This window comes from Photobacterium carnosum (genome assembly GCF_002849605.1).
Taxonomy (GTDB): Bacteria; Pseudomonadota; Gammaproteobacteria; order Enterobacterales; family Vibrionaceae; genus Photobacterium; species Photobacterium carnosum.
Genome location: NZ_NPIB01000004.1, coordinates 101,813 through 127,590, shown reverse-complemented (window position 1 = coordinate 127,590; position 25,778 = coordinate 101,813). Strand labels below are relative to the sequence as shown.

Sequence of the window (25,778 nt, the reverse complement as noted above, 5' to 3'; positions counted from 1 at the left end):
ACGAATTTAACTCACAAAATGTGATCTTTTTTACCTGTATCGCTACTTTCCTTTGTTGTTTGCAATTGCATGATAACAATGACAATTAATCGTATGATCATTCACCATACCAACTGCTTGCATAAAAGCATAACAGGTTATATTGCCAATAAATTTAAACCCATGCTGCTTTAAAAATTGACTTAAAGCCAATGATTCGGCAGTAGTAACGGGGACTTGATCCTTTGAAGGCCAATGGTTTACTTGAGGTTTATAGTTAACAAATTGCCATAATGAGGTCGCTAAATCACCATATTGGCACTGTAAGGTTTGTGCCGCTCGTGCATTAGTAAACACAGACCGCAATTTACTACGGTGCCTAACTACATCATATGTTGCTATAATTTCAGTTATTCGAATTTCAATATCTTGATCACTATAAGACGCAAGTGTATCAATATCATACCCCTCAAAGGCTTCTTTATAACTCGCTCTCTTTTTTAGAATGGTATACCAATTAAGCCCTGCTTGAGCGCCTTCTAATGTTAAAAATTCGAATAAATAACCATCATCTTTATTCGGTTTACCCCATTCATTATCATGATATTGATGCTCTAAATCTGAATGAGCAGCCCAAAAACACAGTGTCTTAGAATCAATCATACTAACCTTAAATAATTATTATTGAGATTAAAAAGAGTATTTTTATAAAATGAAACAATACAATCAATAAGTATATCTAGGACTATTCCCCTTTAATATTAAAATATTTTAATACTAGTTATTCGTAAGCATCATTATTACCTAAAAATACTTATCAATATCACATTATCAAAATTAACTATCAATATGTGGTTTTAGTTTGGTTGCTTTACGTCATACTAATGATGTCTATAGCATAGATTGATTCATTAAGGGATTATATATGAAAAACATTGCGGAATTTATCGCACAAATAGAAAACAAAAAGTGTTCATACAATGCTTGGGTATATGCAAAGGAAGGATGCTATAAACAATTAAATAGTGGCAATGCTATAAATTGCTATTCATACCTTAGAGAAATGACTGAATACCATCTACAAATTGTAGTTGAACTCGATAATAATAAATTAGAAAATTATTTATTATTATCTGAAATAAATGTTGCCACTCATATTGCATTTAATGATCAAAAAGTAACTGCAATTGCGGCATAAAAACATATGAAAAAAATTAACAATACAAACTTAGGCTAGTTTGACCTTTATAAAAAACAGATCTCATGATCTGTTTTTTTATATTTCTATTTTTTAGGTATATCTAATAACTAAAGGTAATTAAAACCAAGACCTACATATGCCCTTTGTTGGCTATAATAATCATTCTTTAATTATAAAACAAACCTTAATTTATAAAATAGTGACATGTATCGAAAACCTTATGGTGTTTTCGATAAATTATATAGCATGACTTCTTTTCCCGCTTCACAAGCCGAATAACCTTGTCGCCAACCATCTGTAAACTGTATTGATCGATTCTCTAACGTTATATCTTGGTTATAGCTATACCCTGCTACTTTTGCTTTTGCCAGTGCAGATTCACATCCTTGATTATAGCCATAATGATAAAGACTATCGTGTTCAACATTATTAATATATTGATCAGGTAAAAAACGAATATCACCGTCATTGGTATGAGTACAACCAACGATGAATAATACAGTACTACACATTAAGATTATTTTTTGTTGCATGCTATCTCCTTTCACCATGCTTTGTTTCACTTACATTAGTCTAGCAATAAATCTTATTATGTCCGAAAAATAAGCTCAGATTTTGACGTTACAGCAAAAAAAAACCGTTAACATTACTGTTAACGGTTTATTATTTGTTGTTACCACTTAATAACTAACGATTAAGGATCTTTTGACTCAGGTTTTGGTAAGTAGTGTTCAGGTTTTAAGCCTAAGAATTCAGGAAGTAGAGTACCTACTGAAATCGATGACCATGTACCTGTTAATACGCCAATAAACATCGCAATAGAGAAACCGTGCAATGACGAGCCACCTAATAACCATAATGAACTGATCGTCATTAATGTCGTACCCGATGTCACCATCGTACGTGAGAACGTCGCAATAATTGCTTCATTATTAGTTGCTTCAATATCTTGCTTTGGTTTTGCAATCAGAAGTTCACGAATACGGTCGGCAATAACAATCGAGTCATTCAATGAGTAACCCAAGATAGCAAGGATCGCCGCAAGTACCGTTAAATTAAATTCCATTTGCGTCATAGCAAAGAAACCAACAGCTAAAATAACATCGTGCATTAGGGCAAGTAATGCACCTGCAGCAAGACGCCATTCAAAACGGTAACTTAGATAACCAAGAATACAAAGCATAGTAACAAGTAATGCCAAGCCACCCTGTGATGCCATTTCAGCACCCACTTGTGGTCCAACAATACTGGTATTTAATACTTGTACTTGCGCATGTAGCGGATCCAGTACCTGAATGATCGCTGGGTAAGTCTCACCTTTTGCTGGAACAGCATAGCGTAGAATCCAACGACCAGGTTCATCTGCTGCAATAACAATAACATCTTGTTTAAAACCAGCATCCATCAGTGGTTCAATTTCACTGCTAGTGATTTGACTGTTCATCTGAATTTCACTAACAACACCGCCAGTAAAATCAAGACCCCAGTTTAAACCACGAATACAAATGAAGCTGATCGAGATAACCATTAACGCAATTGACACAAGAGCTGTCATATAACGCAATTTAGTTAAGTGTGAAATAATCCAATTTTTCATTGCGTTAAACCCTTACATCTCGTCGAGAATCACGACCCCAAACCAAGTTAATAATGGCGCGGGAAGTAAATATACCAGTGAACATACTGGTTAGAAGACCTAGACCTAACGTCAATGCAAAGCCTTGAATTGGACCATTACCGATTGAGTAAAGAACCACTGCGGTAATCATAGTTGTAAAGTTGGCATCGAAAATAGTACCAAATGCGCTACTGAAACCACGATCAATTGCTTGAGCAAAACTGCGCCCATCTCGAACCATATCGCGGATACGTTCAAAAATAAGCACGTTAGTATCAACTGCCATACCTACGGTCAATACCAGACCAGCAATACCCGGCAAGGTTAATACCGCCCCTGGAATCAAGGCGATTAAACCGAAAAGCATGATCATATTAGTAATCAATGCAATGTTTGCAACCCAACCTAAGCGACGGTACCACAGTGCCATAAAGACAAGTGTTACGCCTAAACCTAATGCTAGAGCAGCAAAACCATTTTTAATGTTTTCAGCACCTAATGTTGGACCAATTGTGCGCTCTGCAACGATAGTAACTGGCGCAGTTAATGAACCTGCACGTAGTAATAACGCCAATTGTTGCGCATCAGCAAGTGAACCTGCACCCGTAATACGGAAACGGCTACCGAGCTGAGTTTGAATTGTCGCAACACTGATGATCTTGTTAGTTTGTACTGTTTGACCTTTCGCGTTACGAGTATATTCGCTGAACGAAGTCGCCATTGGCTGACCCACGTTATTACGTGAGAAATCTGACATCATGCTGCCACCAGCACTGTCTAAGGTAATATTAACCTCAGGAGAACCCATCTCACCCATGCTCGCACGTGCATCGATAATATGATCACCGGTTAATACTGGCTTACGGCTAACACGTACAGGACGACCATTTTTGTCGTCAATAATCATTGTGCTACCAGTGCCTTCTTGCTTAACAGCGTAGAAAGCCAAACTTGCCGTTGCACCAATAACGTTTTTCGCTGCTGCTGGATCTTGTACACCAGGAAGCTCGATACGAATACGGTTTTCACCTTGGCGTTGTACAGATGCTTCTGTAATACCAAGTTGCTCAATACGACCACGCATAGTTTGCAAGTTCTGCTGTACGGTTAGGTTACGCAGATTGGTTTGCTCATCTTCACGCATAGACAATACTAAGTTATTGCCTTCGCCATTCTTCGCTTGCCATAGTGGGTATTGAGTACGAAGGTATGTACGAATTTTATCATTCGCTTCTTCACTTGGCAGACGCACAATAACTTGGTTGTTCTTGGTCATTTCTGAACGTGCAGCACGAATATCTTGCTTACGGAAATCACCACGAAGATCATCAGTCAGCTGCTGGGCATGCTGCTTATAAACTTCTTTCATATCGACATCAAGTAAGAACTGCACACCACCACGTAAATCAAGACCTAACTTAATAGGCTCAAAACCTAGACCTAGCAACCATTTCGGTGCGGCAGGTTCTAATGCTAACGTTAAGCGGTCTTCATTATGAATAATGCTGTTTAACGCTTCTTTCGTATTAGTTTGTTCTTTGGTTGAATTAACCACCACAATAGTACGAGTTGGCTGCTGTTCAATAGTTTTGGCTTCAATGCCATTTTCTTTTAGAACACGTTGAATCTCAAAAGGTGTTGGCATCGCGCCGCCTTTCGCACTAATTTGTACTGCTGCATTTTCGCCATACCACGTTGGAATAGCACTAAGCAACATAATCGAAACCGTCACAATTAACACAACATATTTCCATGCTGAGTAATGATTCAGAATCTGTTTATTATTCTTTTTTCTCATTATTTTAAGCCATATCTCTAGCAACAAATCATATTGTTGCGACCGATAACACATCAGTAATTATTGTTAATTTTATTCTTAATAAATAAGAATGTCCGCTAATTATCGTATTCACAACAGATAACCTTGGTATTAATAATAACTATTGATAGATTTAATACATAAATTGATAAAACGCTTTATGTGTCGATGAAAGCAACATCACTAAGTAAAGCACACCATGCCATAAATGACACAAGCACCAGTAATGTCTTATGCCGTAACGAACGAATGCCCGTACTGTGAATAGAGTAAATTAGATTCTTTCCAACCAGAGACACGAGATGATGAAGATTTTATCGTTAAAATCCAATCATTTTGCGGGCTGAGGGGTTCTGCATACCCAATGGCAAGCATAGGTATAGGGAGTAAGGGGAGTTCAAACACTACTTCGAATGTTGGCGCTATTTCATCGGCGCTATGGTAGAAACTATTCAAAGATCGCGTAGAGATATTAATCATATTACTTAAATTAATAACGTCAGCACGATGATGCTTACCACTGTGGAGTGGTATCTTAATATTAGCTGGAGATGGGAAATTCCAAACTAATCTAGTGCTATAAAAAGAAACAGGTAAACCATTATTACTTACATAGCGATCTGTTGGATGTTTTTGGATTGGCGATTGATCGCTCTTATGTTGAAGAGTAAGAGACTGATCAGTACGGCTGACCATATCAGGAGCCACAGCGATAGTATTAACAACATGGGTGCTAAATACTGGCGCTTCAATAACATCAGTATAAACAGGACTGGTCGAGGTGAAATGCATAATATTTGCTTGTGGCGATGCGGAAGCAAATGAACTTGCTCCTAGACATAACACCAATAACATAATGCGTAACACGATTGACATCATTAAATGTGACTAAACCAATCTGTAAAATAAAAGTGAGTGTTATGATAATTGCCAACACAGTTTGTTACAAGCGATTAATCTCGAATAATTAATCCTATTGATAAACCTCACTCATTTGCATAAAACACATACAACTGATACCCATTTACGCAATAATATAGTTTGTTATGATGTTAAAAATTGCTCACAATTAAAATCAAGGAAGTATTAATAATGACAGCAAATGTTGCTTTTTTAGGGCTAGGAACGATGGGTTATCCCATGGCAGGCCACCTCGCCAAAGCAGGTTACCATGTAACAATTTATAATCGAACCCAGGCAAAAGCAGATAATTGGGTTCAAGAATATAATGGCACAATTGCCCTTACTCCTTGTGATGCGGTAAAAGAAGCCGACATTATTTTTACCTGCGTGGGTAATGATGATGACGTACGTGAAATCTATAAGGGTCAACAAGGAATTTTAGTCACCGCTAAACCGGGGGCTATTTTAGTTGATCACACGACAGCATCAGCAGATGTTGCACGCGAAATTGCCGATGCCGCTCATGCCATTGGTTGTGACTTTTTAGACGCCCCCGTATCAGGCGGTGAAGCTGGCGCGATTAATGGTTGCTTAACGGTTATGGTTGGCGGTAATGAAGCGGTATTTAATAAAGCCAAACACGCTATTGCACAATATGCAAAAGCAACAACGTTAATGGGTGAAACGGGTTATGGTCAAATAACAAAAATGGCCAACCAGTTATGTATTGCGGGTGTATTACAAGGGTTATCTGAAGCCGTAACACTCGCTAAAGCGGCTGGTCTTGATATTCACACCATGACCGAAGTGTTAAAGCATGGTGCGGCAGGATCATGGCAATTAGAAAATCGCGCCCAAACCATGGCTGTAGATTCATTTGATTTTGGCTTTGCCATTGATTGGATGCGTAAAGATCTTGCGATTTGCTTTGATGCTGCCGAGAAACTTAATGTTGAACTTCCATTAGCAAAACAAGTTGATGCTGAATATGAAAAATTACAACAACGTGGGTTTAACCGCGCAGACACATCAATCTTAATCAAGCAATTTGATAAATAGTGACTTAAAACACTTAGCAACAAAGCCGTAGCAATAACCATTACTACGGCTTAATTGTTTTTTATCTCTAGATTATTTATCTAGTAACAATATTCATTATAGCGCGACGAAAATACCCGCTAGCGTTGCACTCATTAAGTTAGCTAACGTTGCCGCCATTACTGCTTTAAAACCCAATTTTGCCACATCACTGCGACGTTCAGGTGCCATCACACCAATTGAACCAATCTGAATCGCAATCGAACCAATGTTAGCAAAACCACATAACGCAAAGGTAATAATGACTTGAGTATGTTGTGATAATGTCTCTTTGATTGATGCAAAATCCATGAAGGCAACAAATTCATTTAGAATCAGTTTTTCACCAATAAATGTACCCGCAGCCATCATTTCATTAGCAGGAACACCAATTACAAATGCTAATGGAGAAAAGATATAACCTAGAATAAGTTGCATGCTAAGAGGCGTTGTTGCAAACCAATGCGATACGGTATCTAAACCAACCACAGAAGTTAAACTTGCTAAGCCATAACCCACTTGTTCTAAGCCTGCATTCGCCATTGCAATCACACTAACAAAGGCAATTAACATCGTACCAATCGCAACCGATACTTTCATACCGTTCATTGCGCCCGCAGCCAATGCATCAATTGCATTACTGTGCTCACTGGTCGCCATTTCGATTTCAACTTGTTCTTCTGGCACTTGTTGTTCTGGCACTAAAATTTTCGCCATTAACAAACCACCAGGAGCGGCCATAAAACTAGCTGCAATCAAAAACTTAAGATCAACACCTAAACCTGCATAACCACCCAACACCGAACCTGCAACAGATGCCATGCCACATGTCATTACGACAAAAAGCTCAGAACGGGTCATTTTGGCTAAGAATGGACGCACCAATAATGGTGATTCACCTTGTGATAAAAAGATATTACCCGTTGCCACTAATGATTCAGCGCGACTAGTACCCAATAGTTTTTGAATCCCACCACCTAATACTCTAATTACCCACTGCATAATACCGAAGTAGTACAACAATGAAATTAATGCACTAATAAAGATCACTAATGGTAATACACGGATCGCAAATACAAAGCCACTTTTTTTAATATTCGATAAGTCACCAAAAACAAAATGAATACCAACATCAGCAAAGCTTAATAAGCCAGCAATACCATGACTCATTGCGCCAAGCATTTTTTGACCGAGGGGAACATACAAGACCAATGCAGCAAAACTTGCTTGCAGTACTAAAGCGCCAATAACAGTACGCCAATTGATCGCTTTGCGGTTATCTGAAAGTAAAATTGCGAATAAAACCAGTATGATAATACCGGCCAAACTAATTAACAACTGCATTATTTCGTCCTATTGTGTTCATAAGTGGGTGTCGAATAATGTAGGTATTGATTGTATTGTGACATCGGAAAAACATTTGCTGAGGGATCAACAAAAGATGGATATTACGCCAATATGCGTAAATAGCTAAAGGGGTGTTCGTCCAATGGTACAACATACAAGTCACCTAAATTAACAAGCTACAGTTAACGCCGGTCCAACTCCGTGGGTCGTTCACATATCCTAGTGACAGCTTGTAATAAGGTGGCTGAACGTAATTGTTCTGGCCGAGGCGGGAGTATATAGAGATCTTGGTCACATTAAAAATTTAGTATAGTGTTTTTTTACATTTATACGTAATTCGCATAAATAATAGCCTGAATACTACTTTTTTGACTGTTACATTGAAAAAAACGCACAAAAAAGCCCAGTTATTTTTACATAACGAGGCTTTAAGAATTCAATATACCACCAGCAAATATAACCACCAGATAAAACAGACCACTAACTGTTATTTTGTTAGTGCGTTATTTAGCCATTCATTAAACGCTGTTTTAGGCATTGCACCATTTAACATATCAACCATCTTACCGCCTTTAAAGACCATAATGGTTGGAATGCTACGAATACGGTATTGGCCTGCCAATGCTTGTTGTGCTTCAGTATCGATTTTAACGAAACGAGCAGCACCATCACGTTCACTAGCCACATCAGCAAAGACTGGCGCAAAACCTACACAAGGACTACACCAAGGGGCCCAAAAATCAACAACAACAGGTTTGTCACCATTAATTAAATTTGCAAAGTTATCAGCAGTACCTTCAATTGGCATGCCATCAAGTAGTTTTTCTTTACAAGTACCACATGTCGCTTCATCGTTCACACGATCAAGGGGTAAACGGTTTAATGCTTTACAATGTGGGCAGCGAGTTGTCATGGTTGTCATAATGAATTTCCGAATCTAATTCTAAACTATTGTTATTAAATTTATCCCTATCATTCTAAAAACAAAAGCTGTTTTTACTGATTAAACTGATAGGAAAAACCTATGAGTCTCAATTGTGCTATCTGCATCACTATCTGAACTTACTAATAACTAAAACGAAACGGATTAAAAATTCACCTTTTTAAATCTGTTTAATACCGCTTATTCACTCAATGGCTGTGTTGCTACGGCATTATTTACCTTTGAGCAAGCTAAACCCAATGTATCTAGTTTGGCAATAAAGGCTTGAGCTTTACTTTCGCAGTAACCGACCTCATGGTTTGCACTCCATAACACTTGGCTACCGCTTGCTTTGGTGTATTTAACATCACAAGGTACTTTGTTACCCGGTTGACTATAAACCACCTCAACAGTGCGCTCTGCGCTGCCATCTTTACACACATACATATCTTGTGCCGATGCTTGAAAAGACAAAATAGACAACATCAGCAATAACATTACTTTCATAACAACCTCAGGATAAAAGCTTTAGTATTAAGTTTAGTCGGCTTGAGAACCAACACCTTTATCTATTGCATTCTAAACACTAACATTTGTATGATGTATACACCATTAACATAAGCAATAGAATTCATCCAATGACACACTCTACCTCTGTTCCTATTAAACGTATTCGCCGTATGCGTCGCACTGCCAATATGCGTGATCTTGTACGTGAACATGACTTTAAATTAGCCGATCTTATTCATCCTATCTTCATTGAAGAAACCTTAACCGAAGCTGTGCCAATTAGCACCATGCCGGGTATTTCACGTATTCCAGAAACCATGCTGGCAGATGAAATACACACACTTTATAAGTTGGGTGTGCGTTATGTGATGCCCTTTGGTATTTCGCATACTAAAGATGAAATCGGCAGTGACACATGGAACGATAATGGCTTATTGGCTCGCATGGTCAAAACCATCAAAGCCGCTTGCCCAGATATGATGGTGATCCCCGATATTTGTTTTTGTGAATACACCACTCACGGGCATTGCGGTGTCTACCATGATGAACATGTCCTTAATGACGAAACATTAGAACTACTGGTTAAGCAAAGCGTTACTGCGGCTAAAGCGGGTGCAGATATGTTAGCCCCATCAGCAATGATGGACGGTCAGGTAAAGGCCATTCGTGAAGGATTAGATGCGGCAGGTTTTGAGCATGTAGCTATTCTTGCTCATGCAGTAAAATTTGCGTCGGCTTTCTATGGCCCATTCCGCACCGCGGTTGACTGTGAATTAAGCGGTGATCGCAAAACCTACCAAATGGATTGTGCTAATGGTCGTCAAGCCTTAGTTGAGGCCTTACTTGATGAAGAAGAAGGTGCAGATATTCTGATGGTGAAACCAGGCACACCCTACCTTGATGTGGTTGCCAATCTTCGCCGTAAAACCAACCTACCCTTGGCGGTCTATCAAGTCGGTGGCGAATACGCGGGGATCAAGTTTGCAGCATTAGCGGGCGCATTAGATGAAAAGCGTGTGGTCTATGAAACATTAACTGGCTTTAAACGTGCCGGTGCTGATCTTATTGTGAGCTATTACACCAAGCAAGTAGCTGAGTGGTTAGCACAAGATAAAGCATAATCGGCTCAATACCCTGTTTTTAAGCATCATTGTTATAATAGCAGTGATGCTTAAAGTGGATTCACTGTTAGATCTGTGATGTTTTGTACCATATTAAAAAATCGTTCATCTTCACTCGCAATCGAACTGACTCCGTAACCGCTTAAGCGCCAATACCTTGATTTTGATACTGAGAACTAACCTGAAGATCCCGCAAATAGCACTCATCATTATCCCATGCTAAGCGAATAGCACCAATGACGTCACCATCAGACAAAATATCCCAGTTATCGAGCCCTGTTATCTGTTCTACTATTGTTGGCAACGCCCAATCAACAGCATAATACTCATAATACGTACGCATATTGTTATACGTTAACTGCGCTGATGCCGATACATCACGGATGGGTTGATATACAATCATTTGCTCTCATCCTTAAAGATCATAATTCTATTCAAGCTAACTTAATCAATATGATCAAAAGCCATCATTCCCTACAGTGAGATTACGAACAAGAGAGAGGATCTACTCACCTCGCGTTGTATAATGTAGTTTTCATTGCTGTCTTTCTGGCAAACTTGATAACGACACATAATATATAAATAACCACATCGAGAACTACTGGACCGAGAACTACTGGACAGCCAAATATTTTTGTTCTTAAATAACGCCCTTAAAAAATAAACCATTCCACCAGCAATAAACCCTCAAAGCTAAAATTTACAGCCCATTCTTGATAATTATTTGTTAAATCAACCCTATTCCCATATTTCAGGATCAACAACGCCTACAGCCCTGACGGTTATTGCAGTATTTTTATCTGATTATAAGAAACTATGTCTATTTAGGGTGTAACTGGTGACTCGCCAACTTTCCTTTGCACCAATGCCCACCCGCATGTTGTTTGAATGCACACATTTGAGACCATCTACCGCTTACATTGGCATAATGTTCCATAAATTGTTCACTGTGCTCAAGCCAAGCATCTGGTGTTATTCCCATTTGCTGTAAAATCTTGGGCTGATTAGGAACAATAAAACCTTTTTTATCATTTCGAATACATCGACCGGTCCAGTCAATCAGTTCAAGATAATCGGCAAAAGCAAAGTTTATACCTGCTTTTTTAGCTTGATGTTCAGCACCAACAAAGGGTAATAATTGGAAATGACTTTTATTTGATGAGGATGGTTTAGAGGGAGTTTTCGTTTGATTATATTCACGAATACGCTGCTGAATTGAGGTAAAATCTGATTGCTCTAATGACGGTGTAATACCAGCCCTAATCGGATTTAAATCAACATACATCATGCAAGAGAGTAACGCTTGTTCATCAAGCAGAGCTTGTGACTTAAACCGTCCTTCCCAAAAAGACCCTTTACATTGATCTTCTTTATTGGCTTTACGGGCTATTTCTTCATTAAGACAACGCATAAACCAGCTAATACTGCCTAATCGTTGCTGCCATTCAGCCACTAATGTTGATAGCGCTTGTTGTTTATCTGTGGCTATTTGACCCTCTTTTAAAAAATCGACCACGATAGGATGACCACTAAATAACTGTAACCAGCGTGATATCACCTCTTCAGGGGTTAGCTTTTTCTGCTGCTCGGTATCTATTTTAAGCACTAAATGATAATGGTTACTCATCACCGCATAAGCACAAACATCAATACAAAATACAGCGGCTAATTGTTTGATTTTATTTACTATCCAACCACGACGATGTTGATAGTTTTTGCCATTATACGGATCATCGCCACACAAATAGGCACGACGTACACAACGATTAATTACATGATAAAAAGGCGTAATTTGAGGCTCTATCAATTTGCGTCTTGAGATAGTCATTCGTTTCACCATAAGCAACTTGAAGCTTAAGTGTAGTAGCTCATGGTTGATGTGCAAGGTTATGGCTGTCCTTTGTTTTCTTTATTTGTTTTCTTTAACCCGCTCATATGTTTCTTTCATTTCTTCTGGAGCAATACCATATTCATAATTAGCCAAATAACCATCTTTATAGACCGTCATTCCATTGTCACTCCAACTAACTTTAATGGTTGCCGTTTTACCATCTTTACTTCCCATAAGTTTGAGCATTTCAGTATCAATCAAAATGGCTTTTATCGTTTTAATACGTTTAAAAGATTGAAATTCACTCGATACAGGTAACTCACCATAAGTCTTAACCCAAGTAGACTTAGGAACTAACCATTGATTATAAATATTATCAACAATCGGAGTTATTTTACTCGCAATTACAATATCATTTGTCACACGGTTAGAGGTTTCAACAATAAAACCACCTTTAGTATCAGAAATATAAGTCGGAAAAACTGAACCCATTTCAGTATCTGTGGGTAATCGTCCTAATGTTTTATCTTTCTTTACAAAAACTTGAGCATGTTCAAATTTAGCCATGATTTCAGGGATTTTCTGAAATTCAACGGGAGCAGCAAACACATTACAAGTTAAAGTGAACATAGAAGCAGCAAATATGGTTTTTATCATTTTCATTATCTTATTCTTTAATATCACAGTCAAAAGACTCAGTGAATAATGCAACATAACGGCACATTACCTATCCCATCTTACAAGGTAAACGCCCAGTGACTATTGATAATTATAATTGTGCATTTCCTCACATTACTCACTCTTTAAATAAATCATTCATCACCCCTGACAATAGTGTTAACAATTGTCTATTTTATAAAGCGAAAATTATGGCTGTCCTTTGTTTTTATGTTTGTTTTCGAAATGGCACAGAATTACCACCTTTAGTAACTAAATCCCTACTACATTCAGCCCTTGATAGTGATAGAATCTCCGCATCAGAATTACCGAGAAACTCTATGTTTATCCATCACGTTAACGGCATCGACTGGCTGGTGATTACAGCTTTTGAAGAAATGAAAACTTTATTTATCGAAGAAGCTGGTGCGATCTCCTGTTGCTTCTCTACCGCCAGCGAATTGGACCTAATTGATCAAGCCAAGCGCACTTATGGATATTTGCCTACACTCAGCGGCATAATCACCGATACAGGCACATTTCAACGCCAGAATAACGAAGAAAATTTAGACCCACAGCTTGCCTGCCTAGTTGAGGGACGTGGTCGAGTGTTTATCTATCACGGTGGCTTTGTAGCTTTTGTGGATGACGAGCAAACCTTTATTACTCGAATGGACTAACAAGTTAGCCCCACAAACACCCACCTCATCTACATTTTATCGGCAAAATACGCCATGATTTCAGCGGTTGTCATTTCTTTGGTTTGATTAGTAAAACAATAATAACTAGGGCGGGCATCGCTGAAATACTGCATATTCATTGTTAGCCCTTTTAAATCAGGGAACAAACCTACAGGCATATTATATTCACCACTGGCTTTTATTTTATAGAACAAATGAGTGCCACATTCAGAACAAAAACCACGCGATGCCCAAACTGATGATGGATATATTTTAATGTTCTCTTCACCTTCAAAGGTTACTTGAGTACCACATTGAACAGCAAAAAATGGCGCACCACCCCACGTTCGACATGACAGGCAATGACACACTGAAAACTTAGGATTAGCGTCTGCTGCAACAATTTTTACCGCACCGCAAAGGCAGCTTGCTTTTGAATCTGACATAGTAAAACACCGTCAATTAATGGATAGAGAAGAATAGATATCCAGTCATCATAATTACACATTAAATACTGTATATAAATACAGTTCTATTTTGTGATGTTACTCAAAAACATATTTAGAATAACGAAGACAAAAATATAGGACAGCCATATATTTATGTTAAAAATTCAACACTCTGTGAGTAGATTCCCTATCGTCCTCGCGGGCATTCACTGTAGGAAATGACGATAATCAGTCCTGCCAATAACATTAATTCTTATCTGTTTTCTAAAGGGAAATTTATGGGTGTCCTATGTTTTAGTTTTTCATCATGACATGCGTAATATTTACTTATATAAGGCTACTCGGGCTTGTCCAACACTTCGGATATGTGTCGGCTGCACGACACATATCCTTATCAGTTAAACGCAGCTAAAAAACAATGCAGGGCTGATATTATATTTATATGAAATGGCTTGGATATGCTCTTTCGTTAGCTTACGAGAACCATTAAGGATCATTGAAACTAAACTTTTACCACCAATGACATCTTTTAAGTCATCAGCTTTAAGTTGATACTGATCCATTAATACACGTAGTGTTGCTACACCATCATCTAAGTTCTCAATACGAGCATTAAACTCTGCAAATTCATCTGCATGATCTTCCCAACGTTCGATAGAGACTTCCAAAACCTCAATTAATGGTTTGTAGATATCATATTCTTCAATAAGATCTTCCATTAACGCCAAGGCTTCAGCATATTCTTCTTCCGTTGAAATATGACCGACAAAACTAGCCATTGAAAATAATTGTAATGCTGTTGATTTAACTTGACTAAAATTTTTCATTTCGACTCCTTTGCGTATTTTGCACATAATTTGTCATATTCTGCGTGAGGAACAATATGCTTAACAAACATTCTATTATCTCGAAATTCGATAAAAGTCATTAATCGTAAATTATTCCCACCGATATCCAGAACATACCATTTATCTTTATACTTAAAGTTATCTAAGCTTGGGTAAACATTTTTCATTTCAAGTGGATTTGAAAAGTTATTATTTTTTAATGATTTATATATTGCATCAATGGCCGCAGCATCATTCGGGTATTTTTTTGCCGCATCACTAAAAGGTTTTCTTGATATTACGTGCATAAACACCTCTAAGTTCACTATATGTGAATATAGCACCTACGAACCAAGTTCACAACTTGTGAACTTACAAAAAAACGTTTAACAACTTGCCCGAATTTGTTCTTTGAACATGCGCCCGTATTTATCTTTTAATAATATAAAAAACGTTATAAATCAGATGCATTTTTACTTATAAATCCTGATAGTAATTACAAAATAGGGCACTTACCATTTAGTTCCCGGTTTTTCTACTAATAGCTATTACTGTGCAGCGAATAAAGGACAGCCATATCTTTATTTTAAAAATTCAACGCGCTGTGAGTAGATTCCCTATCGCCCTCCCGAGCATTCACTGTAGGAATGGCAATAATCAGCCCTGACAATAACGTTAATTCTTATCTGTTTTCTAAAGGGAAATTTATGGGTGTCCTATATTTTTTTTCATGACATTCGCAATATTTACTTATATAAGGTTGCTCAGGCTTGTCCAACACTTCGGATAGGTGTCGGCTGCGCGACACATATCCTTATCTGTTATATTCTCATTTCCTCATCGAGTGAAGATATATACTCCTCAGTGAGTAATTTTGTATTATAGCAATCAGCATCTGAATACGAAAAAATCTCGCCAGCAAACTGAGGTAAATCAATAGGAACAGGCGTATCTTCAGTAGACTTAGTTTCATATATTGCTTCACCATCAATAATACGTACTAAAGCAATACCGTGTTGTGTTGCATATTGAATAGCTCCTTTTTGAAAACCAGTTGTTGCGACGATAAATCCCTTATGAGCACCTATTGACTCAAGTTTCCCATGAAGAAGCTGAACCACATCCCGTTTAATAGGATTTTTGTGGCGTTTACATTCAACTAAGACCTTAAAATCACCACCGAACATTTCAAACTGACAATAGATATCAATTTGATATTCTCCATCATGAGACTTTATTTTTTTATCATGCTCAACGGTAATGTCTTTTAACTTATGAGTTAAACTTGAAAGCCATGCAGTTACCTGTTTTTCAAACTGAATTGGTGAAATATCTAATTCCGATTCAAACCAAGGCGGTAATCTTTTCTTCAATTGAATGTCCTTATCTAATACAAAAGTTAGCCTGAGAATATAACAACTTGCCCGAATTTGTTCTTTGAACATGCGCCCGTATTTATCTTTTAATAATATAAAAAACGTTATAAATCAGATGCATTTTTACTTATAAATCCTGATAGTAATTACAAAATAGGGCACTTACCATTTAGTTCCCAGTTTTTCCAGAATAAAGGACAGCCACATCTTTACTTGAAAAATTCAACACCCTGTGAGTAGATTCCCTATCGCCCTCGCAGGCATTCACTGTAGGGAATGACGGTTGTTATTTGGGGGGTATTTAAACAAAAAAGGGACACTACGATGAGTATCCCTAGGAAGAGTTCAGAGTGCGAGCTATAACAGTTTGCTTATACCTCGCGTTAATAATGTAAGTTGCCTTACCTTGCCTCTGACATTGCTGTACGTTCACGATTTGGAACGTTGTAATGCGGTTAACGAATAACTGACACATGCACCTCGCCTCGTTGGCTAATGCGCTAATTCATCCCATTCTTAATGCAATAAACCCAACTCTCTGGCTTCGGCTAAGGTTAAGCCACTGGCTTGAATATCGCGTAGCATCTCAATGCGTCGTCGTGCAGCACCTTGCTGCTTCTTGCTATCTGCGATGTTGGTTGCCGAATCGTCTTTGTGTTCCCACTTAGATGAGACGGAAGAAATTTCTGAATAATCGATAGAGTTAATAGACACAATACCCTCCTAAAGAAACCTGTGTCGACATGCAGTATTTAGTATCAAAGGTTTTTAATTGAAAAAAGCACATAACAACAACTTTGTGAACAAGGCCATATTCGTAATAAAATAACTAAAAAAGACTAGTAATAGATCTATTTATTGCGTAGCTTTGATCGTTCACGCCTTACAAAAAACGCATGCTTAATCGCAAATATTTATTCCGTTATGTCGCCTTTTTGCCCCATGTGTTTATTCGCTTTTATACCTAAAAAACTCGACTAAGTTCATAACGTCACGTTAATACCATTAGAAGTAAAAATTATTAACGATATAAACAGTTAATGCACTTCGTTGTTTCACTATTAACAACAGATTAGGTATCATTTTACAGTCTAAAATGTGAAACTTTACATTACAAAAATTTACCTATAGCCCGCTATCTAAAAAGCGTACCGTAACAAGATAGCTTTAATTAAGGTCTACTATTATGAATGCAATGTCATCTGAACGTGCCCAACCAGGCGCTTTATCAAATCCAAATACGTTTGCTGAATATCTTACTTTTGTTTTTAAAACAGATATTGATGCCGAAGCCGTTAGTGATGCTTTCGCTAAAATTCAGATCATTGAAAAATCCATTGGTCAAAAAGATTCAGCCGCAGACCTTAGTTTCACACTAGGTGTTTCTCAACACGGCTGGTCTACTGCTTTCCCTACAACTCCTGCACCAGCCTTATTACAAGATTTTAAAGCGATGGTTGATGGCGAACGCCAATTCCCTAGCACCCCTGGTGATGTATTTATCATGATTAAATCTGAACGTATGGATTTAAACTATCAAGCCGCTAAATATCTTGCACAAGCATTTGCTAAAGTAGCAACATTAATTGAAGATATTCAAGGCTTTAAATACCTTGATAGTCGCGACATGATTGATTTTGTTGATGGTACTGAAAACCCTAAAAACACCGCCCGTTTAAATGCTGTATTAGTGGTTGATGATCTTGAAATTCACCAAGGTGGTAGCTACTTAACAGTTCAACGTTATATTGACCGTCAAGGTTTATGGGACAAACAGTCAACTGAATACCAAGAACAAGTTATCGGTCGTACTAAACTAGATGATATTGAACTTGATGATGATGTGAAGCCTGTATGGGCGCACAACAATAAAAGTAAAGTGATCATTGATGACACAGAGATCAAAATGCTGCGTCAAAACCGTCCGTTTGGTAATGCGATGGAACATGGCACCATGTTCATCGGTTTAACTGCATCTCCTGTTATTATGAGCACATCATTACAACAAATGGTCTTTGCTGATAGTGATGGCCATTACGACCGTTTACTTGATTTTGTTGAAGCGAAAACAGGTACTAACTACTTTATCGTTTCACAAACATTGCTAAATACTTTTGCTGATTAATCTCATTTAATAATCAGTTATTTTTCAGCCCATTATCGTTTATCGCTAATGGGCTGATTACGTTATACACCAAATAAATACTATAATAAGCAAATATAAGTCAATCTTTGTTATCACTAACTCATTGAATCTATTAATACTCATTTTAATTTACAGAATAATGGCTTGCTTCCTAACAATTTCTGTTGTCCCCTATAGACTTATTTATTATTAGCGATTTTTTTATCACGTCGATGAAAAAACATTTTCTCTGGGGGCAAGAATGTACAACACCCTGTTTTCTCGCGTATCACTCGCCGCAGTTATTGCTGTTGTTGCGGGTTGTAGTTCAACACCACCACCATCGCCACCAAAACCAGCACCTGATTTCAGTTTTAAAACAGCAGCCAACAAATTCATCGCAGCCGATAGCACGCGTAGCAATGGTGTTGTTGTTGATAAAGGGATGTTTTATCCAAAAGAAACCTTTGCTTATAGCTACCGTTATTGCACTAATAGCGATCAACAAGCACAACAAGATATCGCACAATTTAACCAATTAGCCGCCAAAACCTGTAGTGTAAATAAAGGTTCACTGGTTAATTTAGAGACAGGCACGTGGTGTGTTCAACATGCCAATACCGATCAAGAAACGCCCCTCTTTGCTGCACGCATTTCTTCTATTGATCTATGGGCTGATATTTGTTCTGGTGGCCCTTTCGTTACCATGCGTATTATTGAAAACCGTGACATTCCACACTCTGCATGGGTAGATGGCGCTGAGTTATTAGGTTATCAACCCTATTCAGTACATCGCACATTAATGACGACCAAAGCGATTGGTCAACTTGATGATGCGACACTACCACCAGCAGAAGAAGCATGGACGGAAGAAACAACCTTTATTGCGACTCATGTGGGTGAAACTGTCTGTATGTATAAAAAGTCAAAAGACGACGCTTACGGGGCCACGTACAAGGGCACCATTGAAAGCGTAAAAGAGGGTCGTGTCCGTGTGCTTGCTACACGTAAAATCAAAGGTGACGTTCGTATTGCACCTATTTCAACACCATTACCATGGCATAAAAAAGCCATTATAGAAGCTGACGCTAAATCTTGGTTTATCTGCCAATAACAACGTTAGTTTGTATACCAACAAATAAATTTAGCTCACATAAAAATAGCGGCGGTATTTTCATTAAATACCGCCGCTATTTTAACTGTAATATCTGTATATGTTTTTAATCAATTTACACTATAAATTGATTAAAGAAGGCCAGAGTCTCACACAGTGCTTGATTTCGAATAACATCTTTTTCCATTAACATTTCATGCCGTGCATTGCCTATGATTTTCATATGACAATGTTTACTCTGACCACAAAATCGATGATGGCTATTATTATCAACAATAGTGTCACTGCCTGCCTGTAAGATGAGTACTGGGATCTTTATTTTTTCAACATCACGAATACAATGATTTGCAGCTTCAATGGCTTGCCATAACCAACGGGGACTTGGGCCACCGATACGCAATTCAGGATGAATTTGATATAAATGCTTTGCCCAAACATAACGTAATTTACTTTGGCATACTGTGTTATTTTCAAATGGCTCTTCATGATAGCGCTTTTGTCCTAACACATATGACGGCTCATGTTGATAGTGCTCCATGAGCTTTGCAATCGATGATGCAATTAATTTTAAAGGCACTGGCATATGAATACCAAACATCGGTGCATTTAAGACGACCGCATCAAATTGGCTATTATATTTTTCTAAGTAAAGCGTGCTGATTGCCCCACCCATTGAGTGAGCCAATAAAAAACGATGCTGATAACTTTTTCCTTTATCAACAATTTTAGTAATAAATGTATGTAAGTCATCAACATAATCATCAAAATTATGCACGTGACCGAGCTCAGGATCTTTTGTTAACCGACCAGAAGCACCTTGGCCTCGATGATCGTATGCATAAACGTCATAACCCTGTCGAGAAAATTCAAAGAAAATTTCTTGGTACTTCCAAAAACTTTCATTCCGACCATTCACAATGACAATACAGCGAGTATTTATAGGATTAGTGACACTGATCCATTGAATCTGCACCCCATCTTTACCACTAAATGCATTTTGCTTACGCTGTAACCACATACTGTGAACATCATTTTCCATTAACTGTTTAAACACCGACTCCTTGGTTGAAAACTCAACATTATTCTGGTTCATTTATTCGCAACTTCTTAGTAAAAACGCCTCAAATATATCTCTTTTATGCTGACATCATTTGAATGTTAACATTAAGCATATTTCATTAAATTAACATTCTCGGTATCATGCTTATAATTCGTTTTATAAGGCGTATTTTTAATCTTAATATGCCGACCAACAGTATTTAGAAAATATTTACCTGATTGATAGCCCAAATGATAATCCTGATCAAGCGCCGCCAAATCACTGCCAATCATTTTTGAACTCAACGGTTTTTGCGGATAAATTTCAAAGATCGTAACATCATCAGGCGGATTACTTAAGAACGCTTGGGTTTTACGGTAATTATCTTCGTGCTCTAATAACATTTCAATCATACCTGCCGCTTTAGAATGGCCTAAAGCTCGACTGATATTGGTCATCCAACAATGATCAAATGACGTATCTATTGGTACGGTTCGTATTACAACAATATGACGATAGCCACGTTCATAAGCTTCTTGCACTGGAATAGGCGCACATAAACCACCATCAACCCAAAATTCATTTTGAGAAAATATCGGTTGTTTATTTAAAACAGGCACTGCACATGAGGCTTTTAATGCCAACGACCAGTTATCACTGTTTAAGTTAAAATATGCGGCTTGATGGTTCGTAATACCACTTGCTGAAGCAAGCACTGTACGTGAGCGCATATTTTCACGCCCTTGCTGCCAATCAAGCTCCAGACTGGTGCACGTTTGTTTCATCAACCAATCAAGATCTAACCCTTCTCGACCAAAAATAAATCGATAAACATCAAAAAAATGATGATCTGTCGTTGCTTGTGTAATTACTTTATAGGCGTGTTTATCTTGACCACAAATATATGACGCTAAATTAAGTGATCCAGCTGATGTGCCCACCATCAACGAAAATGGATTAAAATCAGCTTCTAAAAAAGCATCTAATACACCAGCCGTAAAAATACCTCGTTGACCACCCCCCTCGGTGACTAAGGCTATTTTAGATATATCAGTTGCATCAAAGGAAAATCCTTCAATATTTTGTACTGCATAAGAGATGTGTTTACCGGTCATAACATTTTTACTTTTTTGTGGGCATTTGTCATACAAATGAACAAGGAACGATGAGTATAGTCACTGTTGAGGAAAGTATAAATTACTCAAAATAATAACTGATATTCTAAATATGAGTCGCTTGACTCATCATAAACACATGGATCTATATAATTATTCAATTATATGAGATAAAAATATTTTATGGATGTCTACACGTGCTTTTAATTTTGCCGCTAACAAATAAAGCCCGCCTAATTTACGATGTAAAAAAACAGCATCAGCAGGCGGTGTATGCCAATAACCTTGTTTCATGCTTAATTGACTGCCTACATCACGGATTCGGCGCATCATATTTGATTGTCCAAAGTCATACTTACCTTGATATCTTAAAGGCTCACAAGCTTGTAAACACAATGCTAATAACGCTTGCTGTGCTTGAGGTTCTATCGGCTGAGAGAAAAAACCAATCTGCTTCAATGCGGCTAACATTTGCGGTTGATCATCAATCACAGCCCCTGTCATTAACTGACGATAACCTTCCGCTATCACTTCGGAATATACCCGTGTCGCACCAAAATCAAGTAGCACTAATTGTTGAGTCTCAATGTCATAACGATAGTTAGCAAAATTAGGATCTGTCTGTACTAATCTAAATTCAAACACTTCTCGAAACATTAAACTAAAAGCGAGCTCAATAACATGATCACGAACTGTTTGAGGTTGATCGACTAATTTATCAACATCAATACCACCAACAAATGTCATTGCGAGAATATGTTCTGTAGTCAAATCATCGGCAATATTCGGTAAGACATAACGAGTATCAGAAGCTAATAATTGACGATATTGCTTTACATATTGTGCTTCAAGTAAATAATCTGCTTCTGCATGAAGTTGCTTTTTTTCTTCATTTAATAATTCAGATATATCTATCTGTTTTGGAACTAAACCACTAATATTTAATAACATAGCAACATTATTGACGTCACTATCAATGCTTTTATTGATCCCTGGATATTGAATTTTTAGCGCCAATAGACGTCCGTCTTGCGTTGTCGCTTTATGCACTTGCCCAATCGATGCCGCAGCGATGGGATAAAAGGAAAACTGACTAAATTGCTGTTGCCAATCACAGCCCCATTGCTGTTCAAGCGAATGGTTAAGTTGACTAATCGGCATTGGTTTGGCATTTGCTTGTAAGCGAGACAATAATTCAGTTAATTGTGGCGGCAAGAGATCACCACCATCCATTGATAATAATTGCCCGACCTTCATTGCTGCGCCGCGTAAATCCGCTAATTGATCTGCCACGCGTTTAACGTTTGTTGGGGTTAAAATTAATTCACTCATTTTAGGTCGATGCCCCGCAGCTAATTGCTTTGCCCCTTCAGCAACAATACTCGAAGCAACCTTCGTCGCTAATGATCCTAATTTAGCTAAACGGGATAAGCGACTACTGGGCACTTTCGCATATTGCTTTTTATCATTCATTTAATGACCCTTTGCTATAAATAACCCAAAAAAAAGGTCGGTAATGGTGGCTAAAAATAGCCCCCATTACCGACCTTTTCTAAGAATAGAAATTAATCGTATTCAGGTTCGTTACGCGTTTTGAAATTCACTAATAAACCCAAGATAAAGACGACCACGGTTACAATAAATATTGATTGGAACACATGGTGATACTGAGCAGCAGATGCAATCAAATCAGCCGCATTCGTTGCTTGCGTACCGGTTGATGTTAACTCTGCAATATTAGCGGCTAAGTAGTTAGCCACTGAGCCACCCATTAGCATATAAATACCCGCTACTGTACCCGTTGCACCTTGAGGGTTCATACGTGTAATCGCGGATAACGCTACAGGGTCAATAAATAGCTCGGCAATACCAATTAAGAACAAACCAATAAATAACCATAGAAATGTTGTGTGACCGCTAGCCATTGCTAATTTAGACGATAAAGCAATCAAACTAAACCCAGCAGTAAGCAGGAATAAACCCAGATTAAGCTTAGTCAAAGTCCGTACTGAAATTTGACGAGCAGCTAATACTTTCCACAACCATGCAACAGCAATACCACCCACAATAACCGCAACAGGGTTCACTGATTGGAAAAATGCTGTTGGAATATGATAGCCAAAGATATCGGTATCAATATTACGCTCAATGAACAAACTGATAGAACTACCACCTTGCTGATCAAATGCCCAGAACACCATACCAAACAACATAAAGTAAATAATTGCATTTAATTTCTTACGATCTTCTGTACTACTCTTACGGTATAAACGGAACATCTGTAATGCAGAGAAAACCAAAACAACAGCAAGAATATAACCTGCAAGTAAATCTTGTAAGACGAAGACTAAACCCGTAGCACAAACAATGACGCCAAGAATAATCAATTGCCAATGGCTAAAACCTGCGGTCTTTTTACGTAATGCTGGTAGGTTAGCTTTTTGTACATGTGCGAAGTGTTTACGCCCAGTACTAAAGATAATCAAACCAATAAGCATACCGATACCAGCAAGTGCAAAACCGACGTTCCAGCCCCAACGACTCGCCGCGTAACCACAGAATATCGGTGCTAATGCTGAGCCAACATTACCGCCAATATAAGAAATAGAAAATCCAGATTCACGTGCCTCTTCATGGTCTTTATATAACTCACCCAATAAACAACTTGAGTTAGTTTTAAAAAAACCATAACCACAAATAATCAATGCTAATGCTGCATAAAGTACCGTATTATCATGACTTGGAATACTCAGCACAGCGTGCCCAGCAACCATTAATGAACCACCAATAATCACTGACCAATAATTACCCAAATAACGGTCAGCTAGGTAGCCACCGAGGATAGGGGTAACATAAACTAATGACGTATAAGCACCATAAAGGGCATACGCATGGTCATCAGACATTAAAAGTTTTTGAGTTAAAAAGAGGATTAATAACGACCGCATGCCGTAATAACTAAAGAATTCCCACATCTGTATCGCAATGAGGTGAAAAAGCCCTTTAGGCTGAGAGGATAATTGCATATTGTTTCCTAATAAAGGGGCCATATAGGCTAACGGTAATAATTGTTATTTGATTTGAAATACCGTTGGTATTTAATACTGAAAATACACTGAACAAGCTCAAGCTCAAGCTTAATCTTACTCCATATTTAGTATCTTAATTTTCATATAAATAAAATGGATATTATCGTATATAAAAAATGGCAAACGATTATATGCCATTTATCAACATTATCTACTTACAGTTACACTTTTGCAACCAACATCACATAAAAAATCACTTAAAACCCAATATATGCATATTAATTCATTTTTGTCACAATAAAAAAAACGTTAAATGATCGGTTGAAACATCAACAACCACTTAACGGCTTTTATTTATTAACAACTAATAACAATAAAAATTATAGCGTTAAATCCAATTCATTATGTATTAATACAATACATTGCGATGCAAATAACATCTTCGGCCCTAAACTGATTTTTTCCGCACCTAAACGCTTTAAGCTATTAAAGCTTTTTTTCGGCATCGGCATATGATCTGTCAGTAAAAAACAAGGATTTGCAGCTAGCTCGATATCTCGAATAAAGTCACCTTTTTTATCGAGCATATATAATTGGTAATCTTCTGCCAGCTCGCTCACTAATTTTTCAAAACTAATGGTACGAACAACAATACCCGGTTCAACATTACGTTGTTGTTCTTTCGCCATACCTAATGACTTATCTAGAGCATGCGCAATTTTATCAAGCCAAGCTTGCTCATGGAAACCTGATAAATTAGTAATATCATTAGAATTAAAGCTAATAGTGCGAGAGAAGTCTTGAGTACTTTCAAGAACTAAATGCACCATAATATCTTCACGATGTGATTGCGCTACAAAAATAGCATTCATTAAAACGTGAGCCAAAATCTCAGTGTGAGCATCTTGTCCAACTGAAGCTAATAACATCTTACTGTCTGTTGGAGCAGAACGGGCTCGTAATACGAAAGCGCGCATAATCAATATCCTAGAAGTTTAAAATTTTCTCGTTAATCATTCACAACCGAAAATTAACGATA

General features: G+C 37.7%; 27 protein-coding genes. 6 read left to right on the top strand and 21 right to left on the bottom strand.

From position 1 onward, the window contains the following. Window positions 1-42 precede the first annotated feature (42 nt). Window positions 43-642 (bottom strand): DNA-3-methyladenine glycosylase I, encoded by a 600-nt coding sequence (locus CIK00_RS05700; RefSeq protein WP_101767952.1) that lies wholly within the window; start codon window positions 640-642, stop codon window positions 43-45. 262 nt (window positions 643-904) lie between these two features. On the opposite strand from CIK00_RS05700, the gene CIK00_RS05695 reads away from it, so the two are divergent. After that, on the top strand, window positions 905-1,177 hold the full coding sequence (locus tag CIK00_RS05695) for a hypothetical protein (RefSeq protein ID WP_101767951.1): 273 nt from the start codon (window positions 905-907) through the stop codon (window positions 1,175-1,177). Between the two features lie 221 nt (window positions 1,178-1,398). Here CIK00_RS05695 and CIK00_RS05690 read toward each other — a convergent pair whose 3' ends face one another. The 4 genes from CIK00_RS05690 to CIK00_RS05675 form a co-directional block, all read right to left on the bottom strand. Next, window positions 1,399-1,713: a hypothetical protein gene (locus CIK00_RS05690; protein ID WP_101767950.1), complete on the bottom strand. Its 315-nt coding sequence runs from the start codon at window positions 1,711-1,713 to the stop codon at window positions 1,399-1,401. 161 nt (window positions 1,714-1,874) lie between these two features. Next, window positions 1,875-2,777: a protein translocase subunit SecF gene (gene secF, locus CIK00_RS05685; RefSeq protein ID WP_101767949.1), complete on the bottom strand. Its 903-nt coding sequence runs from the start codon at window positions 2,775-2,777 to the stop codon at window positions 1,875-1,877. A gap of 4 nt (window positions 2,778-2,781) precedes the next feature. Continuing rightward, on the bottom strand, window positions 2,782-4,596 hold the full coding sequence (gene secD / locus CIK00_RS05680; protein WP_101767948.1) for a protein translocase subunit SecD: 1,815 nt from the start codon (window positions 4,594-4,596) through the stop codon (window positions 2,782-2,784). A gap of 252 nt (window positions 4,597-4,848) precedes the next feature. Beyond that, window positions 4,849-5,496, bottom strand: a complete 648-nt coding sequence (locus tag CIK00_RS05675) for a hypothetical protein (protein WP_101767947.1) — start codon at window positions 5,494-5,496, stop codon at window positions 4,849-4,851. Between the two features lie 210 nt (window positions 5,497-5,706). Here CIK00_RS05675 and CIK00_RS05670 point away from each other — a divergent pair, with 210 nt between their 5' ends. Further along, complete coding sequence (locus tag CIK00_RS05670) at window positions 5,707-6,579, top strand: NAD(P)-dependent oxidoreductase (protein WP_167388526.1); 873 nt, start codon at window positions 5,707-5,709, stop codon at window positions 6,577-6,579. Window positions 6,580-6,675: 96 nt separating this feature from the next. Here the strand turns inward: CIK00_RS05670 and CIK00_RS05665 are convergent, their stop codons facing one another. From CIK00_RS05665 to CIK00_RS05655, 3 genes are all read right to left on the bottom strand, one after another. Beyond that, window positions 6,676-7,941: a NupC/NupG family nucleoside CNT transporter gene (locus CIK00_RS05665; RefSeq protein WP_101767945.1), complete on the bottom strand. Its 1,266-nt coding sequence runs from the start codon at window positions 7,939-7,941 to the stop codon at window positions 6,676-6,678. Between the two features lie 490 nt (window positions 7,942-8,431). Beyond that, on the bottom strand, window positions 8,432-8,866 hold the full coding sequence (gene trxC / locus CIK00_RS05660; protein ID WP_101767944.1) for a thioredoxin TrxC: 435 nt from the start codon (window positions 8,864-8,866) through the stop codon (window positions 8,432-8,434). A gap of 201 nt (window positions 8,867-9,067) precedes the next feature. Next, complete coding sequence (locus CIK00_RS05655) at window positions 9,068-9,373, bottom strand: hypothetical protein (RefSeq protein WP_101767943.1); 306 nt, start codon at window positions 9,371-9,373, stop codon at window positions 9,068-9,070. Between the two features lie 131 nt (window positions 9,374-9,504). Here CIK00_RS05655 and hemB point away from each other — a divergent pair, with 131 nt between their 5' ends. Next, complete coding sequence (hemB, locus tag CIK00_RS05650) at window positions 9,505-10,497, top strand: porphobilinogen synthase (RefSeq protein WP_101767942.1); 993 nt, start codon at window positions 9,505-9,507, stop codon at window positions 10,495-10,497. Window positions 10,498-10,639: 142 nt separating this feature from the next. Here hemB and CIK00_RS05645 read toward each other — a convergent pair whose 3' ends face one another. The 3 genes from CIK00_RS05645 to CIK00_RS05635 all read right to left on the bottom strand — a co-directional run bounded on the left by CIK00_RS05645 (window position 10,640) and on the right by CIK00_RS05635 (window position 12,991). Further along, window positions 10,640-10,900 (bottom strand): GNAT family N-acetyltransferase, encoded by a 261-nt coding sequence (locus CIK00_RS05645; protein ID WP_101767941.1) that lies wholly within the window; start codon window positions 10,898-10,900, stop codon window positions 10,640-10,642. 417 nt (window positions 10,901-11,317) lie between these two features. Beyond that, the gene (locus tag CIK00_RS05640; protein ID WP_101767940.1) at window positions 11,318-12,325 is read right to left on the bottom strand and encodes a transposase; all 1,008 of its coding nucleotides are present in this window, start codon (window positions 12,323-12,325) and stop codon (window positions 11,318-11,320) included. 81 nt (window positions 12,326-12,406) lie between these two features. After that, window positions 12,407-12,991 (bottom strand): hypothetical protein, encoded by a 585-nt coding sequence (locus CIK00_RS05635; protein WP_101767939.1) that lies wholly within the window; start codon window positions 12,989-12,991, stop codon window positions 12,407-12,409. A 335-nt stretch (window positions 12,992-13,326) separates the two neighbouring features. Between CIK00_RS05635 and CIK00_RS05630 the strand changes: the two genes are divergently transcribed. After that, window positions 13,327-13,665 (top strand): cytosolic protein, encoded by a 339-nt coding sequence (locus CIK00_RS05630; RefSeq protein WP_101768016.1) that lies wholly within the window; start codon window positions 13,327-13,329, stop codon window positions 13,663-13,665. Between the two features lie 29 nt (window positions 13,666-13,694). Here CIK00_RS05630 and CIK00_RS05625 read toward each other — a convergent pair whose 3' ends face one another. The 5 genes from CIK00_RS05625 to CIK00_RS05605 form a co-directional block, all read right to left on the bottom strand. Continuing rightward, entirely contained in the window at window positions 13,695-14,111 is a 417-nt protein-coding gene (locus CIK00_RS05625; RefSeq protein ID WP_101767938.1) for a GFA family protein, read from the bottom strand. 401 nt (window positions 14,112-14,512) lie between these two features. Next, window positions 14,513-14,941, bottom strand: coding sequence for a helix-turn-helix domain-containing protein (locus CIK00_RS05620; RefSeq protein WP_101767937.1), 429 nt, complete (start codon window positions 14,939-14,941; stop codon window positions 14,513-14,515). Continuing rightward, the gene (locus CIK00_RS05615) at window positions 14,938-15,249 is read right to left on the bottom strand and encodes a type II toxin-antitoxin system HigB family toxin (protein WP_045039475.1); all 312 of its coding nucleotides are present in this window, start codon (window positions 15,247-15,249) and stop codon (window positions 14,938-14,940) included. Before CIK00_RS05615 ends, CIK00_RS05620 begins: the two co-directional genes overlap by 4 nt. A gap of 513 nt (window positions 15,250-15,762) precedes the next feature. Beyond that, the gene (locus CIK00_RS05610) at window positions 15,763-16,386 is read right to left on the bottom strand and encodes a restriction endonuclease (RefSeq protein ID WP_232583335.1); all 624 of its coding nucleotides are present in this window, start codon (window positions 16,384-16,386) and stop codon (window positions 15,763-15,765) included. Window positions 16,387-16,833: 447 nt separating this feature from the next. Then, window positions 16,834-17,031 (bottom strand): hypothetical protein, encoded by a 198-nt coding sequence (locus CIK00_RS05605; RefSeq protein WP_036791113.1) that lies wholly within the window; start codon window positions 17,029-17,031, stop codon window positions 16,834-16,836. Window positions 17,032-17,503: 472 nt separating this feature from the next. Between CIK00_RS05605 and CIK00_RS05600 the strand changes: the two genes are divergently transcribed. Beyond that, window positions 17,504-18,442, top strand: coding sequence for a Dyp-type peroxidase (locus CIK00_RS05600; protein WP_101767936.1), 939 nt, complete (start codon window positions 17,504-17,506; stop codon window positions 18,440-18,442). Window positions 18,443-18,704: 262 nt separating this feature from the next. Continuing rightward, window positions 18,705-19,556, top strand: coding sequence for a hypothetical protein (locus CIK00_RS05595; protein WP_101767935.1), 852 nt, complete (start codon window positions 18,705-18,707; stop codon window positions 19,554-19,556). A gap of 115 nt (window positions 19,557-19,671) precedes the next feature. Here the strand turns inward: CIK00_RS05595 and CIK00_RS05590 are convergent, their stop codons facing one another. The 5 genes from CIK00_RS05590 to trmY form a co-directional block, all read right to left on the bottom strand. Continuing rightward, a complete protein-coding gene (locus CIK00_RS05590) occupies window positions 19,672-20,649 on the bottom strand; it encodes an alpha/beta fold hydrolase (RefSeq protein WP_232575300.1) in 978 nt (325 codons plus the stop codon). Between the two features lie 71 nt (window positions 20,650-20,720). Continuing rightward, window positions 20,721-21,710: a patatin-like phospholipase family protein gene (locus tag CIK00_RS05585; RefSeq protein WP_101767933.1), complete on the bottom strand. Its 990-nt coding sequence runs from the start codon at window positions 21,708-21,710 to the stop codon at window positions 20,721-20,723. Between the two features lie 153 nt (window positions 21,711-21,863). Further along, window positions 21,864-23,183, bottom strand: a complete 1,320-nt coding sequence (locus CIK00_RS05580) for an ABC1 kinase family protein (RefSeq protein WP_101767932.1) — start codon at window positions 23,181-23,183, stop codon at window positions 21,864-21,866. Window positions 23,184-23,275: 92 nt separating this feature from the next. Continuing rightward, a complete protein-coding gene (locus CIK00_RS05575; protein ID WP_101767931.1) occupies window positions 23,276-24,736 on the bottom strand; it encodes a peptide MFS transporter in 1,461 nt (486 codons plus the stop codon). A 383-nt stretch (window positions 24,737-25,119) separates the two neighbouring features. Then, on the bottom strand, window positions 25,120-25,716 hold the full coding sequence (gene trmY, locus CIK00_RS05570; RefSeq protein WP_101767930.1) for a tRNA (pseudouridine(54)-N(1))-methyltransferase TrmY: 597 nt from the start codon (window positions 25,714-25,716) through the stop codon (window positions 25,120-25,122). Between the last annotated feature and the right edge of the window lie 62 nt (window positions 25,717-25,778).